General features: G+C 69.2%; 7 protein-coding genes and 2 pseudogenes. 5 read left to right on the top strand and 4 right to left on the bottom strand.

Annotated features, from left to right (window positions below; genetic code table 11):
* Nucleotides 1-48 precede the first annotated feature (48 nt).
* A pseudogene (locus IE257_RS39530) lies at nt 49-162 on the bottom strand (LLM class flavin-dependent oxidoreductase); the annotation flags it as partial.
* Nucleotides 163-644: 482 nt separating this feature from the next.
* Here IE257_RS39530 and IE257_RS27500 point away from each other — a divergent pair.
* Complete coding sequence (locus IE257_RS27500; RefSeq protein ID WP_189972595.1) at nt 645-2,099, top strand: amino acid permease; 1,455 nt, start codon at nt 645-647, stop codon at nt 2,097-2,099.
* A gap of 10 nt (nt 2,100-2,109) precedes the next feature.
* Nucleotides 2,110-2,565 (top strand): Lrp/AsnC family transcriptional regulator, encoded by a 456-nt coding sequence (locus tag IE257_RS27495; RefSeq protein WP_030388502.1) that lies wholly within the window; start codon nt 2,110-2,112, stop codon nt 2,563-2,565.
* A gap of 57 nt (nt 2,566-2,622) precedes the next feature.
* On the opposite strand, the pseudogene IE257_RS27490 reads toward IE257_RS27495, so the two are convergent.
* Nucleotides 2,623-3,326 (bottom strand): annotated as a pseudogene (locus IE257_RS27490) (GNAT family N-acetyltransferase).
* 561 nt (nt 3,327-3,887) lie between these two features.
* On the opposite strand from IE257_RS27490, the gene IE257_RS27485 reads away from it, so the two are divergent.
* The 3 genes from IE257_RS27485 to IE257_RS27475 all read left to right on the top strand — a co-directional run bounded on the left by IE257_RS27485 (nt 3,888) and on the right by IE257_RS27475 (nt 7,022).
* Nucleotides 3,888-4,292 (top strand): glutathione S-transferase family protein, encoded by a 405-nt coding sequence (locus IE257_RS27485; RefSeq protein WP_189972594.1) that lies wholly within the window; start codon nt 3,888-3,890, stop codon nt 4,290-4,292.
* A 189-nt stretch (nt 4,293-4,481) separates the two neighbouring features.
* On the top strand, nt 4,482-5,282 hold the full coding sequence (locus tag IE257_RS27480; protein ID WP_189972593.1) for a carbon-nitrogen hydrolase family protein: 801 nt from the start codon (nt 4,482-4,484) through the stop codon (nt 5,280-5,282).
* Nucleotides 5,283-5,324: 42 nt separating this feature from the next.
* Nucleotides 5,325-7,022 (top strand): flavin monoamine oxidase family protein, encoded by a 1,698-nt coding sequence (locus IE257_RS27475; protein WP_189972592.1) that lies wholly within the window; start codon nt 5,325-5,327, stop codon nt 7,020-7,022.
* A 145-nt stretch (nt 7,023-7,167) separates the two neighbouring features.
* Here IE257_RS27475 and IE257_RS27470 read toward each other — a convergent pair whose 3' ends face one another.
* Complete coding sequence (locus IE257_RS27470; protein WP_189972591.1) at nt 7,168-7,629, bottom strand: SUKH-3 domain-containing protein; 462 nt, start codon at nt 7,627-7,629, stop codon at nt 7,168-7,170.
* Nucleotides 7,626-13,880, bottom strand: coding sequence for an RHS repeat domain-containing protein (locus IE257_RS27465; RefSeq protein WP_189972590.1), 6,255 nt, complete (start codon nt 13,878-13,880; stop codon nt 7,626-7,628). The genes IE257_RS27470 and IE257_RS27465 overlap by 4 nt, the downstream gene beginning before the upstream one ends.
* Nucleotides 13,881-14,135 lie beyond the last annotated feature (255 nt).

The raw sequence follows: 14,135 nt of genomic DNA, 5'->3' as shown, positions 1-14,135 counted from the left end.
GTCCTGCACGGGCTTGGGGGTCACCATCCGGCGCGGGAAGCGGAACCGTTCGGAGGCGTACTCGAAGTACTCCTCCCGCCACATTCCGGTCACGATCCCGATCGCCTCGCGCCAGTCCTCCCGGGACCGCTCCCGGTCCACCCCGAAGGCCGCCTGCTCCATGGGCGTGGAACGCCCGGTGCCCGGTCGGTGAGCCGGATCTTCCCCCGGACTCCGTCCGGGAGGGGCCCCCGGACGGCCTCCCGGTAGGCCCGCTGCTCGGCGGTGCGCCGGCCGTGCGGATGGGTCCCGGGCCCCGGTCTCGGCACGTCGATCTCGTAGAGCACGTCCAGGTCCATGGCGGCACGCTGCGGCAGATCTGACGAAGTGTCAAGAAAAGGGCGCGGACGGGGTTGCGCAGCGATCGATCATCCACACGCAACAAACGACTGTCAGTGACAGATCCGCGCAATGATCGTGCGTCAATGTGCAAGGATGGTGCATTACGGGCGGTATCACTCAGCTCGTAGGCTCACTCGCTGTACGTGGAGTGGCGTGGACCGCCTGCTCGGCGGTTCCCCATGCCCAGGCTGGCTCCTGCCCGCCCGCTCCGGACCGCTGCGGTCGAAGCCTTATCCCCACCCGCAGTGTCAAAGGAGTCACACGTGCTCGAAACCGGCCAGGCGCCACCGCTCACGTCCGAGCCCAGTAGGCCCGTCCACCCGCTGATGCGCCGCAAGCCCGTCGAGCAGCTCGTCGCCGAGGGCGGCCAGGGCGAGGGCGGTTCGCTGCGCCGCTCGCTCACCATGTGGCAGCTGACGATGATCAGCATCGGCGCCACCCTGGGCACCGGCATCTTCGTCGTCCTCGGCACCGCGGCCCCCAAGGCCGGCCCCGCCGTGACGATCTCCTTCGTGATCGCGGGTCTGACCGCCCTGTTCTCGGCGCTCTCCTACGCGGAGCTCGCCGGATCGGTCCCGGTCTCCGGGTCCTCGTACTCCTACTCCTACGCCACCATGGGCGAGCTCGTCGCCTGGATCTGCGGCTGGTGCCTGGTCCTGGAGTACGGCGTGTCCGTGGCGGCGGTCGCCGTCGGCTGGGGCGAGTACCTCAACGAGCTGCTCGACGGGACGATAGGCATCACCATCCCCGAGCAGGTCTCCGCGCCCCTCGGTGACGGCGGCCTGATCAACCTGCCCGCGCTCGTCGTGGTCCTGCTCGCGATGGTCTTCCTGATGCGCGGCGCCAAGGAGAGCGCCCGGATCAACTCGATCATGGTCGGCGTGAAGATCGTCACCCTGCTGCTCTTCATCGGCATCGGCTTCATGGGCATCAAGGCCGGCAACTACGCCCCGCTCGCCCCGCTCGGCGTCACCGGCATCAGCGCCGCCGCCTCCACGCTGTTCTTCTCGTACATCGGCTTCGACGCCGCCTCCACCGCCGGTGAAGAGGCCAAGAACCCCAAGCGCGACCTGCCCCGCGCGATCATGCTCTCGCTGCTGATCGTCACCGTGCTGTACGTCCTCGTCGCCTTCGTCGCCGTCGGCGCCATGCCGTGGCAGGACTTCGAGGGCACCGAGGCCGCGCTCGCGCAGATCATGACCGACGTCTCCGGCCACACCTTCTGGGGTGTCGTCCTCGCCGCGGGCGCCGTCGTCGCCATCGCCTCCGTCGTCTTCGCCGTGCTCTACGGCCAGACCCGCATCCTCTTCGCCATGTCCCGCGACGGCCTCGTTCCCAAGGTCTTCGCCAAGGTCAACCCGAAGACCGGCGCCCCCCGCGCCAACGTGGTGATCGTCTCCCTCTTCTGCGGAGCCCTCGCGGCCTTCATCCCGCTCGGCAAGCTGGCCGACGCGACCAGCATCGGCACGCTCTTCGCCTTCGGCCTCGTCAACGTCGCCGTCATCATCCTGCGCAGGACCCGCCCGGACATGCCCCGCACCTTCAAGGTGGCGCTGTTCCCGATCACGCCGATCCTCGGCGTCATCGCCTGCGGCTACATGATGTTCAGCCTCGATACCGCCACGTGGATCGTTTTCGGTGGCTGGATGGTCGCGGGCCTCGTGTTCTACTTCCTGTACGGCATCCGCCGCTCCCGACTGGCCACAGCAGAGAAGTGATCCACCCGCAGTGCGACTGAACGATCTCGACGAACGCATCGTGCACGCCCTCGCCGAGGACGCCCGGCGTTCCTACGCGGACATCGGCTCCGAGGTCGGGCTCTCCGCCCCCGCCGTCAAGCGGCGCGTGGACCGGCTGCGCGCCGAGGGCGCCATCACCGGCTTCACCGTCCGGGTGGACCCCGCCGCCATGGGCTGGGAGACCGAGGGTTTCATCGAGATCTACTGCCGCCACAACACCTCGCCGGACGACATCCGGCGAGGGTTGGAGCGGTACCCCGAGGTAGTGGCCGCGTCGACCGTCACCGGCGACGCGGACGCCCTCGTCCAGGTCTTCGCCTCCGACATGCGCCACTTCGAGCGGGTCCTGGAACGCATCGCGGGCGAGCCCTTCGTGGAACGCACCAAGTCGGTGCTCGTCCTCTCCCCGCTACTGCGCCGCTTCACCTCCGGCGCCCCTGCCTAGGACGTCTCCTTCGGATCCTGCCGGGCCCCCAGGGCGACCTGGGCGGGGCGGCCCCGCTCAAGTGGTGCGCAGGCCCAGGAAGACGGGGCTGCGGCGCAGGGTGAAGCCCATCGCCCCGTAGAGCCGGATCGCCCCGGTGGTCGACGCCGCCGCGTGCAGGAACGGGCTGTCCCCGCGCTCGCGGGCCGCCGCCGCGACCGCGCGGACCAGCCGGCCCGCCAGTCCCCGGCCCAGGTGGTCCGGGTGGGTGCACACCGCGCTGATCTCCGACCAGCCCGCCGGCCGCATCCGCTCGCCGGCCATCGCCACCAGCCGGCCCTCGTGGCGGATCCCGAGGTACGTGCCCAGCTCGACCGTCCGGTCCAGGAACGGGCCCGGCCGGGTCAGCCCCACCAGCTCCAGCATCTCCGGTACGTCGGCGCGCCCCAGCGGGACCGCTTCCGGCTCGGCCCCGGCCCGTACCGCACGGCCGTCCAGCTGCACACCCGCCACCGTCATCAGCGTCCGCCACCCCGGCGGCGGGATCGCAGCCCGGTCAGCCAGACCTCTTCCCCGGAGCCCGCCAGCGCTGCCAGGTCCGCCCACGCCCGCGGGTCCAGCGGATCGGCGAGCGCCGAGAAGGGAGACGTGTCCGGCGCGTAGCGGGCCGCCATGCCCGCGGGCCCGAACTCGGCGAAAGCGCGGTGCGTGCCGGTCAATGCAGCCCAGACCGGGTTGTCGAGTACTTCACTGCCGCACAGCGTGCCGGTCTCGGGGGACATGGGTGCGCAATTCCTTCCGTGGGGCGGCGGCGTCCGGGTCGTGACCGCCTTCTTGACGGCCCCCGGCGCCGCCACGAGACTGCGGGGGACGGCCACGACGGACCGGCCCGCCACCGGAAAGCCCAACCAGCACCGGTCGGGGGCGGCCGAGGGACAGAACGGGGGTGGGGGGACGTGGAGACAGCCGCAACGGCACACCCGCACCCCCACTCGTACCCGCACACGCGTCCCCGGGCCCTGCGGAGCTGGTGGCTCACCAGGCGCCTGCACATCGACCTCCTGCGGGTGTGCAGCGCTTTCGGCCCGCGCGGCTGACCCCCTCAGAGACGAGTGACCCGGACCGGGCGCACACCGCGCCGCCCGGAGCCCCGCCGTCCGGACCGTCTCGTCCGGATCCTGCCGGGCCCGGCCCGCCCGCACGGCACCTCGCTGCGTTGTCGGGGCGCCCGAGTACGTCCAGTACACGAGCGCCCCTCCGCCTTGCGAGGCACCGCACCGGGCGAACCGGGCTCATCCGGCAGGCCCGAAAGAGACGGCCCAGTCCTCCACCCCAGGAGAGTCATGTCGCACACCGTCCTGCCCCGCACCCGCAGCGTGCTGCCCCTTACCGGCCCGGTCCCCGCCCCGCGCGGCCGCATCGGAGCCGGCTTCTCACCCGTCCCGCACCGCTACCACCTCTACCTCCGCGCCGGCTGTCCCCGCTCGCAGCAGGTCACCGACGCCCTCGCGGCGCTGGGCCCGGCCGACTCGATCACCGCCACCGTCCTCGGTCCGGACCCCCTCGGGGCCGAGTACACCGCGCTGCGCCTGACCTACGAGGCCACCGGCCACCACTTCGACGGCGCCCTCACCGTCCCCGCCCTCGTCGACACCTGGAGCGGCCGCGTCGTCTCCGACCACACCCCCGATATCCTCGACGACCTGCGCCTCCTGGCCGGCCACCCGGCCTTCCGTACGGGCGCGTAGCAGGGGCCGCTCCGGGCTCGCACGGGAGCCATGACGGGGCGCCCGAGGCGCCCGCGCAACGAATCGCCGCGGCACCCGCGGAACACGCAACGAATCGATGCGCGGAGCGCAACGCTCACGGCTTGTCGGGGTCGAACGCGCGAACGTACCGTTTTATGACCCCCACCCCGCCTGTCACAGAGGTAGCCCATGCCCCCGCTGCGCACCGCCCTCCTCCAGAGCTCCGGCGTTCTCGGCGACCCCGCCGAGAACCTCAAGGCGCTCGACGAGGCAGCGGCGCGCGCCGCACAGAGCGGGGCCGGGCTGCTGGTGACCTCGGAGATGTTCCTGACCGGCTACGCGCTGGACCTCCAGGACATCCCCGGCCTCGCCGAACCGGCCGACGGCGCCTCCGCACGGGCCGTCGGCGAGATCGCCCGCCGCCACCGGGTCGCCGTCCTCTACGGCTACCCGGAGAGCGCGGACGGCGTCGTCTACAACGCCGCCCAGCTCATCGGCCCCGACGGCGCGGCCCTGGCGAACTACCGCAAGACCCACCTCTTCGGCTGCTTCGAACAGGACGCCTTCACCCCCGGCGACACCCCCGTCGTCCAGGCGGACCTGAACGGCCTCCGCATCGGCATCATGATCTGCTACGACGTGGAGTTCCCCGAGAACGTCCGGGCGCACGCGCTCGCCGGCACCGACCTCCTCCTGGTGCCGACCGCGCAGATGCACCCGTTCCAGTTCGTCGCCGAACAGCTGGTGCCCGTACGGGCCTTCGAGAACCAGATGTACATCGCGTACGTCAACCGCACCGGCCCGGAAGGCGAGTTCGAGTTCGTCGGACTCAGCTGCCTGGCGAGCCCCGACGGGGTCACCCGGACCCGGGCCGGCCGCGGCGAGGAGCTGGTGTTCGGCGAGGCCGATCCCGAGCTGCTGTCGGCCTCGCGCGAGAACAACCCGTACCTGCGCGACCGCCGACCCGGGCTCTACGCCTCCCTCGTCTAAGACCTCTCTTCCCCCAGCCCTGCCGCAAGGAGACGTACCCCCATGACGTCCACGGTGCCCACCACCGCCGTCCCGCACAGCGACGGACAGCCGCCGATCACCATGTTCGGCCCGGACTTCCCGTACGCGTACGACGACTTCCTCGCCCACCCGGCGGGCCTCGGCCAGATACCGGCGACCGAGCTCGGCACCGAGGTCGCCGTCATCGGCGGCGGGCTGTCCGGCATCATCTCGGCGTACGAGCTGATGAAGATGGGCCTGAGGCCCGTCGTCTACGAGGCCGACCAGATCGGCGGCCGCCTGCGCACCGTCGGCTTCGAGGGCGCCGAGACCGAGGGCCTCACCGCGGAGATGGGCGCCATGCGCTTCCCGCCGTCCTCCACGGCCCTGCAGCACTACATCGACCTCGTCGGCCTGGTCACGGAGCCCTTCCCGAACCCGCTCGCCGAGTCCACCCCCTCCACGGTCGTCGACCTCAAGGGGGAGTCGCACTACGCCGAGACGATCGCGGACCTCCCGCAGATCTACCGCGACGTGTCCGCCGCCTGGAACGCCTGCCTCGACGAGGGCGCCGACTTCTCCGACATGAACACCGCGATGCGCGAGCGGGACGTCCCGCGCATCCGTGAGATCTGGGCCAAGCTCGTCGAGAAGCTCGACGACGAGACCTTCTACGGCTTCCTCTGCAAGTCGGAGGCCTTCAAGTCCTTCCGCAAGCGCGAGATCTTCGGCCAGGTCGGCTTCGGCACGGGCGGCTGGGACACCGACTTCCCGAACTCCATCCTGGAGATCCTGCGCGTCGTCTACACCGAGGCCGACGACCACCACCGCGGCATCGTGGGCGGCTCGCAGCAGCTGCCGCTGCGCCTGTGGGAGCGCGAGCCGGAGAAGATCGTGCACTGGGACCGGGGCACCTCGCTGTCCTCCCTGCACGGCGGCACCCCGCGCCCGGCGGTCACCCGCCTGCACCGCACGGCCGGCAACCGCATCACGGTCACCGACTCCTCCGGCGACATCCGCACGTACCGCGCCGCGATCTTCACGGCCCAGTCCTGGATGCTCCTGTCGAAGATCGAGTGCGACGACACGCTGTTCCCGATCGACCACTGGACGGCGATCGAGCGCACCCACTACATGGAGTCGTCCAAGCTGTTCGTCCCCGTCGACCGGCCGTTCTGGCTGGACAAGGACGAGGAGACCGGCCGCGACGTCATGTCGATGACGCTGACGGACCGGATGACCCGCGGCACGTACCTGCTGGACAACGGCCCTGACAAGCCCGCCGTCATCTGCCTCTCGTACACCTGGTGCGACGACAGCCTCAAGTGGCTGCCGCTGTCCGCGAACGAGCGGATGGAGGTCATGCTGAAGTCCCTCGGCGAGATCTACCCGAAGGTCGACATCCGCCGCCACATCATCGGCAACCCGGTCACCGTCTCCTGGGAGGACGAGCCCTACTTCATGGGCGCGTTCAAGGCCAACCTCCCGGGCCACTACCGCTACCAGCGCCGCCTCTTCACCCACTTCATGCAGGACCGCCTCCCCGAGGACAAGCGCGGCATCTTCCTCGCGGGCGACGACATCTCCTGGACGGCCGGCTGGGCCGAGGGCGCGGTCCAGACCGCCCTCAACGCCGTCTGGGGCGTCATGCACCACCTCGGCGGCTCCACGGACTCCACCAACCCGGGCCCGGGCGACGTCTACGACGACATCGCCCCGGTCGAACTCCCCGAGGACTGACCCCCCCCGGGTCCTAGGGCCACGGGCCGTCCCCGCGCGAGCAGCGCGGGGACGGCCCGTTCTCATTGCCCGGCACGTCTGAGGCGTCCGGAACGGCAGAAGCCCTGCCGGAGAATCCGGCAGGGCTTCCGTGGACGGAGATCCGTCAGGGTTCTATGAGGTACGCCTTGTCCCAGTTGTCCGAGATCAGTGCGGTCATCGACGGGAGGAACCCGTGGCCGACCCGCTGGACGCCCGCGACGTCGCCGAAGTAGATGTCGCCGTCATCCGACAGGAGGACCGTGCTGTCACCGAAAGCCGTTCCGACAGGGAGCAATCCCTTGCCGGCGATCTTCGCGTAGTACCCGATGCGGATGATGTGCTCGTTCAGGGCACCCTCGATACTGATCTCCAGTTCAGTCTCGGATCTACCCTGGTGCAGCCACGAGATGGTGATCTCTCGATACTGTTCCAGGAAGTCGAGCAGGCGGGGAGTGACCTCGTATCCCTCTTCCCGGTACTGGTCGCAGATCGTCTCGACGTCCAGGTCCCCGTACTCCACGGCCGTCGCCCCGGGAAGGGCTTCTACGACCTCGTCCAGGTTCGGACGCTCGTTCTCGATGTTCATCCGGTCAGTACGTTCCTCACTACTGAGAAGATCCATGTCGAGCAATTTTCACATGCGCCGAACTTTTTTCCCTTGGTGTTTACGGTGGCTATGTCCAGGTTCTTCAGTTTCGCTCCGTCGTTGAGGGCATTGGTGCACATGCGTGCCTCCGCGCAAACCTGTGGCGGTCGCCCCTTGGGGTGCTGGGAAGTCCTCGGGAGAAGGTTCCGCACGGTCGGGTGAAGGTTGTCCGGAGAGCCGCTTGCGCCGAGATACGTCTTGCCGGTGGTGGAGTCCCGACCAACGCTGAATGCACCGGGCGCGTGACTTCGCTCCCCTCTGGCATGCTCGGCCAGCATCTCAGTGATGTGATCCTTTCCAATGTCCATCAGCTCTTTCTTGAGTTCGTCGTTCGGTCCCTTCTTCGGGGCGTTCTGCTGCTGCTTCGGCGGTTTCTGATTGGCCTTCGGGGCCTTCTTCGCGGCCGCCTGCTGCTTCGGCGCCGCCTTTGCCTGCGGCTTCTTGGCGACCTGCTTCGCCGCCTGCTTCTTGGCCGCCTGCTTGGCGGCTTCCTTCGCCGCCTGCTTCTTGGCGGCTTCCAGTGCCACCTTCTTCGCAGCCTCGATCGCTGCCTTCTTCGCCGCTTCCTCCGCTGCCTTCTTGGCGGCTTCGGCAGCAGCCTTCTTGGCGGCTTCTATAGCGAGACGCTTCGCGAGCTCGGCTGCTGCCCTCTTGGCGGCCTCGATAGCGGCGCGGCGGGCGATCTCCATCGCGATGCGCTGGGCGGCGATGCGGATGGCTATGCCGACGAGGATGGGGATGATCTTGCCGTCGGGGTCCGAGATGGACACCGGGTTGTTGTTCGCGTACGCGTACCCGTTCATCTGCTGCGGGTCGTCGATGTCGATCAAGGGGTCGACCGACAGGAAGCGCCCGGTGGCCGGCTCGTAGGAGCGGACGCCCAGCTGGGTCAGACCGGTGGAGGCGTCGACTGTGCCGCCGACGAAGCCCTTCTGGTCCGGCCACGCCTGCGGCGCGGCGCCCCGTGTCTCACCGTAGGGGGTCATGTCCCGCCGGGTGGCGGTCATCGAACCCGCGGCGTCCACCGAGATGGTCGCGGTGTTGTGGTGGTCGGCGGAAAGGTAGGAGACCTTCCCGTCCGAGGAGCGGACGGCAACTGTCGAGCCGCTGAACCCGTACCCGCGGGTGGCCTTCGTGCTGCCGTCCGGAGCCAAGGCCACCTCGGTGGTGCCCAGGTAGAGCGTGGTGCCCGAAGGGTCCTTGCGCAGCAGGCGGTTGCCCTCGGCGTCGTAGACGTACTCGGTGACCTTGGTGCCCTCGGTGACCTTGGTGAGCTGCCCCTCGGTGTCCCACTCCAGCTTCTGCTCGGAGTTTCCGACCTTGCGGAGGGTGGTGTTGCCGGTGGCGTCGTAGGCGTAGGAGTCCTTGCGGGTCCCGGTGGGCTCGACGACGTCGACGCCGCTCAGGGCGTGCGGCTGGTTGCCCTTGGCGGCCGGGTAGGTGTAGGTGCGGCGGGTCTCGCCGTTGCCGACGTCGTGCTTGGTCTCGCTGGTGCGGTTGCCCGTCGGGTCGAACGTGTACGAGTGCCAGTACGGCGACACACCGCCGACGGTGGCCGCGGACGGTCCGCCCGCGCAGGTCGTCTTCGCGGTCCAACCCTCGGTCATACGACGCAGGTAGTCGTAGGAGAAGCACTGCGTGTCGCGGGTGGTCCCCTCGCGCAGTTCGCTGAGAGAAGTGATGTTGCCCGCGGGGTCGTAGGCGTAGTCGACCTCGGACAGAGCGGACGGTGCGACCTCACGGTCCGCGAACGACTTGGTGACCCGGCGGGTCGAGTCGTCCAGGTAGTTGGTATGGATCATGCGCTTGCCCTTGGCGCCCTGCATGTACTGCATGAGCTCGCCGAAGGGGGTGTAGCGGCTACTGCTGACGTACTCGGCCGCGCCCTTGAGGGTGCTGGGCACCCCTGCGGCGTTGTAGCCGAAGTCCACCTTCTCAGCGGCGAGTCCGCCCACGGCGGGCAGGTGCGCGGAGACAGGCTTGCCGACGCTGTCGTAGTCGACCTTGGACTCGTAGCTTCCGGAGAGCTTGCCCAGCCCCTCCGGAACCGTGGTCCTGGATCCGGTTGCAGTTCCGCTGTCGTCGTAGCCGAGGACCGAAGTGGTGTACGCCTTGCCGTCGACGTGGCGGGTCGAGGACGTCGGTCGGCCCTTGGACAGGGTGTCGTAGGTCCACTCGGAGAGCTTCTGTCCCGAAGGCCCCCCGTCGCGCACCGCGAGGCGGCGGCCGAGTTTGTCGTAGGAGGCGTGCACGGTGTTGCCGCGGGCGTCGGTCGTCGAGACGGGCTGGTCACCGTCGTCGAAGGTGTACGTGGTGACGCCGCGATCGGGGTCGGTGTCCTTGGTCTTGCGACCGCGCAGGTCGTACTCGTGCGTCCAGGTGTTGCCGACCGGGTCGACGACCTTGAGCAGCTCACCACCGGGGCCGTGCTCGTAACGGGTGCTGTCGTACGCGCCGCCGGCCTCGCGGCCCTTGTACTGGCGCAGTTCGACGGTGTTGCCGCGGGCATCGCCGATGGTGGTGGTGACGGTCGCGCCCTGGGGCGGGACGACGTGCTGACGGTCACCGCCGTAGACGGTCGTGCTGCGCCACTTCTCCGTGCCGAGGCTGTAGAACAGCTCGGCGGTCTTGCGCCCGGCACCGTCGTACAGGTATCCGGTCTGGCGGATGATCTGGTTGTCCGGGACGGAGACCAGGGTGGTGGCGGGGTTGCTCTTCTCCAGGTAGGGACCCGATGCCTTGACCTGCAGGCCACGGGAGTCGTACACCGTGTCGGTGACGACGCGGCCGGAGCGCGCCTCGTCGTTCTGGTTGAGATCGGCGCGCGTGGCCTGGGTCTGACGCGGGCGCATCAGACCGTCGTACAGCTCGTGGCTGACGGTGTACGTGTCGTCCGCGAGGCGGGTGCGGGTGGTGACGGCGGAGGGGCCGTCCTTGCGCGTCAGGTACGAGACCTCGACGTCGGGCTTCTGGTCCCGGGTCCGTCCCGCCGACCAGCCCTTGGTCAGGCGGCCGAGGGCGTCGTACTCGGACTCCTCGCGGCGGCCGTCAGCGTCGATCTCGGTCAGGGTCCGGCCCCGGGTGGGGTCGATGATCTCGGTCTCGGTGTGCCCGAGCGCGTTGGTCGTGACCACCTGGTGCGGCATCTCGCCGGTGGCCGGGGTGTACGCGGTGCCGGACGTGTTGCCCAGGACGTCCGTGGTCTCCACGGAGCGGCCGTACTGGTCGAACTTCTCCGTTCCGGTGACCACGTAGCGCGGCTGCCCGCCGACGTACTCGGCCAGCTCCTCCGCAGCCGTGGCGTCGCCCCGCTCCGGAGTTCCGCCGAAGCCCTTGCCGTCGTAGTGGGTGCGCTCGTCGGAGATGACGTGCGCGGGCCGCTGGACGGTGGCGCCGCAGGCGACCGAGACGGTCTCCTGACGGGAGACCAGGTCGAGCAGGTGCTTGCCCGCGTTGCGGGCATACTCGGTGCGGACGCAGCGGTCGTCGCCGGCGGTGGAGGTGTCGCCGAGGTCGTAGACCTTGGTGATCAGGCCGTGCTCGTCGTAGGTCTTCTCCACGGCGGTGCGCCGGAGGCCGCCCTCGACGGCGGTGCGGGTGCGCTGCGCGCCGTTGTTGAACCGGTGCGCGGTCAGCGGAGTCGTGCCGGTGCGGTTGCGCGTCGCGGTCGCGGCGCTGATGAACGGCTCGTACGAGGTCGCCGCGATCAGCGGGCCGCCGTCACCGTTGTAGCTGAGGGTCTCCCGGGTACCACCGGCCTGCGAGAGGTGGTCGGTGATCTGGTTGCCCTCGGAGTCGGCGACCTTGACGGTGCGCGTGCCGCCGGAAGCGGTGCGGTCGCCGTCCAGGCCCCGGAAGTAGACGTTCTCCGAACGCGTGCGCTGGTCGGCGCCGTCGCCCGTGCGGGTGATGACCTTGCCGTAGCCGCGCCACTGGTTCCAGGTGCGCTCGGTGTCGCGGAGGAACTCGGAGGTGTCGTACGCCCAGGCCGGGGCACCGGAGTACTCGTACCGGGTGACGGTCGACGGGGATCCGCCGACGAGGTCGTTCTCGATGATCTGGGTGGCGACGTACTTGTGGAAGTAGTCCTTGTACGGCTTGGGCCGCCCGTCCGGGCCGATGGGCTGCCCCGGAGCGGACCAGTTGACCGGATAGCAGCGCAGGGTGTTGTCGGCGTCCGAAGCCGGCAGGGTGCCGTCGCGGTTGCACTCGGGCGCGGAGTAGGTGACGCCGATCAGACCACCGGATTCGGTGCTGATGGCGTTGATCCGGTAGCGGATGAAGGGCGGCAGGCCCTCCAGGCCGTCCACGCGGTTGGCCAGCTGCTGGCCGGAGAAGGTGATCTCCGGGGTGCTGAGGTCACCGTTGGTCTTGCCGGTGTGCTTGACCGAGGCCAGCCACAGGCCGTTGCTCGTGCCGTCGCCGGTCTGGGGGAAGGAGTGGGTCAGGTCCCAGCGGTCGACGTCCTTGTACGCACCCCGGGTGAGCACCTGGGTGCTGATGGCCGAGAACCGCTTGCGGGTCCAGAAGGTCGGGGAGTGCTGGTTCTTGCACTCCTTGCCGGGCGCGCAGTACTGGTCGACGGGGACGTCGGGCCAGTTCTTGGCGTTCTCCTTGGTGAACTTGGCGTCCGAGCAGTCCGCGCCGGGCAGGCAGCGCTCGCCGGTCTCGATCAGCACCTTGGCCGGGGCCTTGGTGCCGTACTCGGCGCCGGTCCGCAGGCCGTACTCGACACGGCTGAGGTGGCCGCCGCGGGTGTACTCGACGCCCTGGAGCTTCTTGTCCGCGCCGTAGCGGTTGGTCTCCTTGGCGTAGTAGTAGACCATGGCGTTCCCGCTCACGTCGGAGACGTGGTCGAGGTTGTACCGCCAGGCGCGCTGCTTGCCGCCGTCCTTGCCGTACAGCGGGACGGTGAACGCGGAGTTGGTCTCCTGGTCGCCGGCTTTCCAGTTGCCCGGCCGGTTGAGACCGAAGGTGAAGACCGTGCCGGAGACGGTGGTCAGCCGGAAGTAGCCGCCTTCGGCGTCCCCGTTGCTGGCACCGGTGAGGTACTCGATCCTGGAGCCGTCGTCCTTGACGCCCTTCCAGGTGCCGGTGGCATCATCCCTGACCAGCTCGGTGCCCGAGCCGTTGAGGGAGAGCATGGCGTTCTCGGAGGCGAAGCACAGGTCGCCCTTGCCGTCCTTGTAGGCCACTCCGGAGCCGGGGACGTCCGAGCAGGGCTGGAAGCGCCGCTCGATGAAGCCGCCGGAGGTGAGCTCGAACCCGTCGCCCGCCTGCGAGGGCTGGGTGTTGCCGGCGGCCATGCGGCCGTCCACGCTCTGCGCAGAGTAGTTCAGCCCGAGCTCGGGAGAGAGATCTCCGGGAGCCTCCGGGGTGGACATGGGGTAGGTCCAGTTGAAGTCACCGGAGGCCCCGCCGGACTGCCAGCTCGATGTGGGGGCGAGGGGTGTCGCCTTGAAGTCCCCGCCGGTGCCGGAGGCACCTCCCTCGGCGGCCAGGACCATAGGAGCCGCGGCGGCGGCGCTCATCGCGGAGAGCTGCTGAGGTGATTTGGTGCCAGAACCGGTACCGGTACCCGGCAGGGCGATCCGGGCGGTCAGCGTCTTGTTCTTGACGTCATTTCCGCTGTCGACCGGGGTCGCGGTTTTGCACTCGGCCTTCTCCGGCGTGGTCAGCACACAGGCCGGGTACTGCACGACGCGCATGCGGCCCGCGAAATTCGCGCCGAACGCTCCCGCGAACGCGGAGTAGTCGACGGCGAGTTCGACCTTGCCGGGCGAAGGGGCACCCGCGCCCGCTTCCACGGCCATCAGCACACCGTTGATGCCGGCCTTCTCGGCGTGGGCCTGGTTCTTGACCGAGACCTTCACATTGGCCGGGGCGGCCGGAGCGGCCGCCGTTCCCGCTCGGGTGAACGGGACTGTCGTGGAACGGATTCCGACGGGAAGGCCGCCGACGTCACTGCGGGCGGGAGCAGCGGTCTGCGCTCGCGCAGCCACGGTGGAGCCGGGCTCCAGGAATGCATCGCCGCCCTTGGGCCAGGTGACCTTGGGAGCCTTCTTCTGGGCGTTCTGCGCTGCTTCGTTCTTCGGCGCGGACTTCAGCGGGACCGAGGCGCCGGCGAGTACCGGTTCGCTCTGGGTGGCGCGGACCTTGAACTTCTCGGTGGCCGCGGCCGCGGTGCTCACGCCTGCCGAGACCAGCAGGGCGGAGCTGACCGTAATGGCAATGGCCTGGGCGGAACGGCGAATGTATTTGGGCCAGTTCCATACGTTGTCGGAGCTCCAATGGGGCTCGGTTCTCCGGGGTATTTGCGACGGACTCACGCAGTTCCTCTATGCAGATCGAGGCGCGTTGACGATCAACGCTCCTATCACGCACACAGTAAACGATCAATCCCGTCACGGTCATGTATAAGTCAAGGTAGTCCCAAAGTGGAACCG

Source organism: Streptomyces avidinii, assembly GCF_014650695.1.
GTDB classification, from domain to species: Bacteria; Actinomycetota; Actinomycetes; order Streptomycetales; family Streptomycetaceae; genus Streptomyces; species Streptomyces avidinii.
Note: the sequence above shows the minus strand (reverse complement) of the source record. Positions and strands in the feature narration are given on the sequence as shown.

What these genes read in the sequence shown, in the direction of transcription:
- IE257_RS27470 (WP_189972591.1), bottom strand. Translation starts at nt 7,629, where the DNA reads ATGAACATCGAGAACGAGCGTCCGAACCTGGACGAGGTCGTAGAAGCC.
- IE257_RS27480 (WP_189972593.1), top strand. Translation starts at nt 4,482, where the DNA reads ATGCCCCCGCTGCGCACCGCCCTCCTCCAGAGCTCCGGCGTTCTCGGC.
- IE257_RS27485 (WP_189972594.1), top strand. Translation starts at nt 3,888, where the DNA reads ATGTCGCACACCGTCCTGCCCCGCACCCGCAGCGTGCTGCCCCTTACC.
- IE257_RS27475 (WP_189972592.1), top strand. Translation starts at nt 5,325, where the DNA reads ATGACGTCCACGGTGCCCACCACCGCCGTCCCGCACAGCGACGGACAG.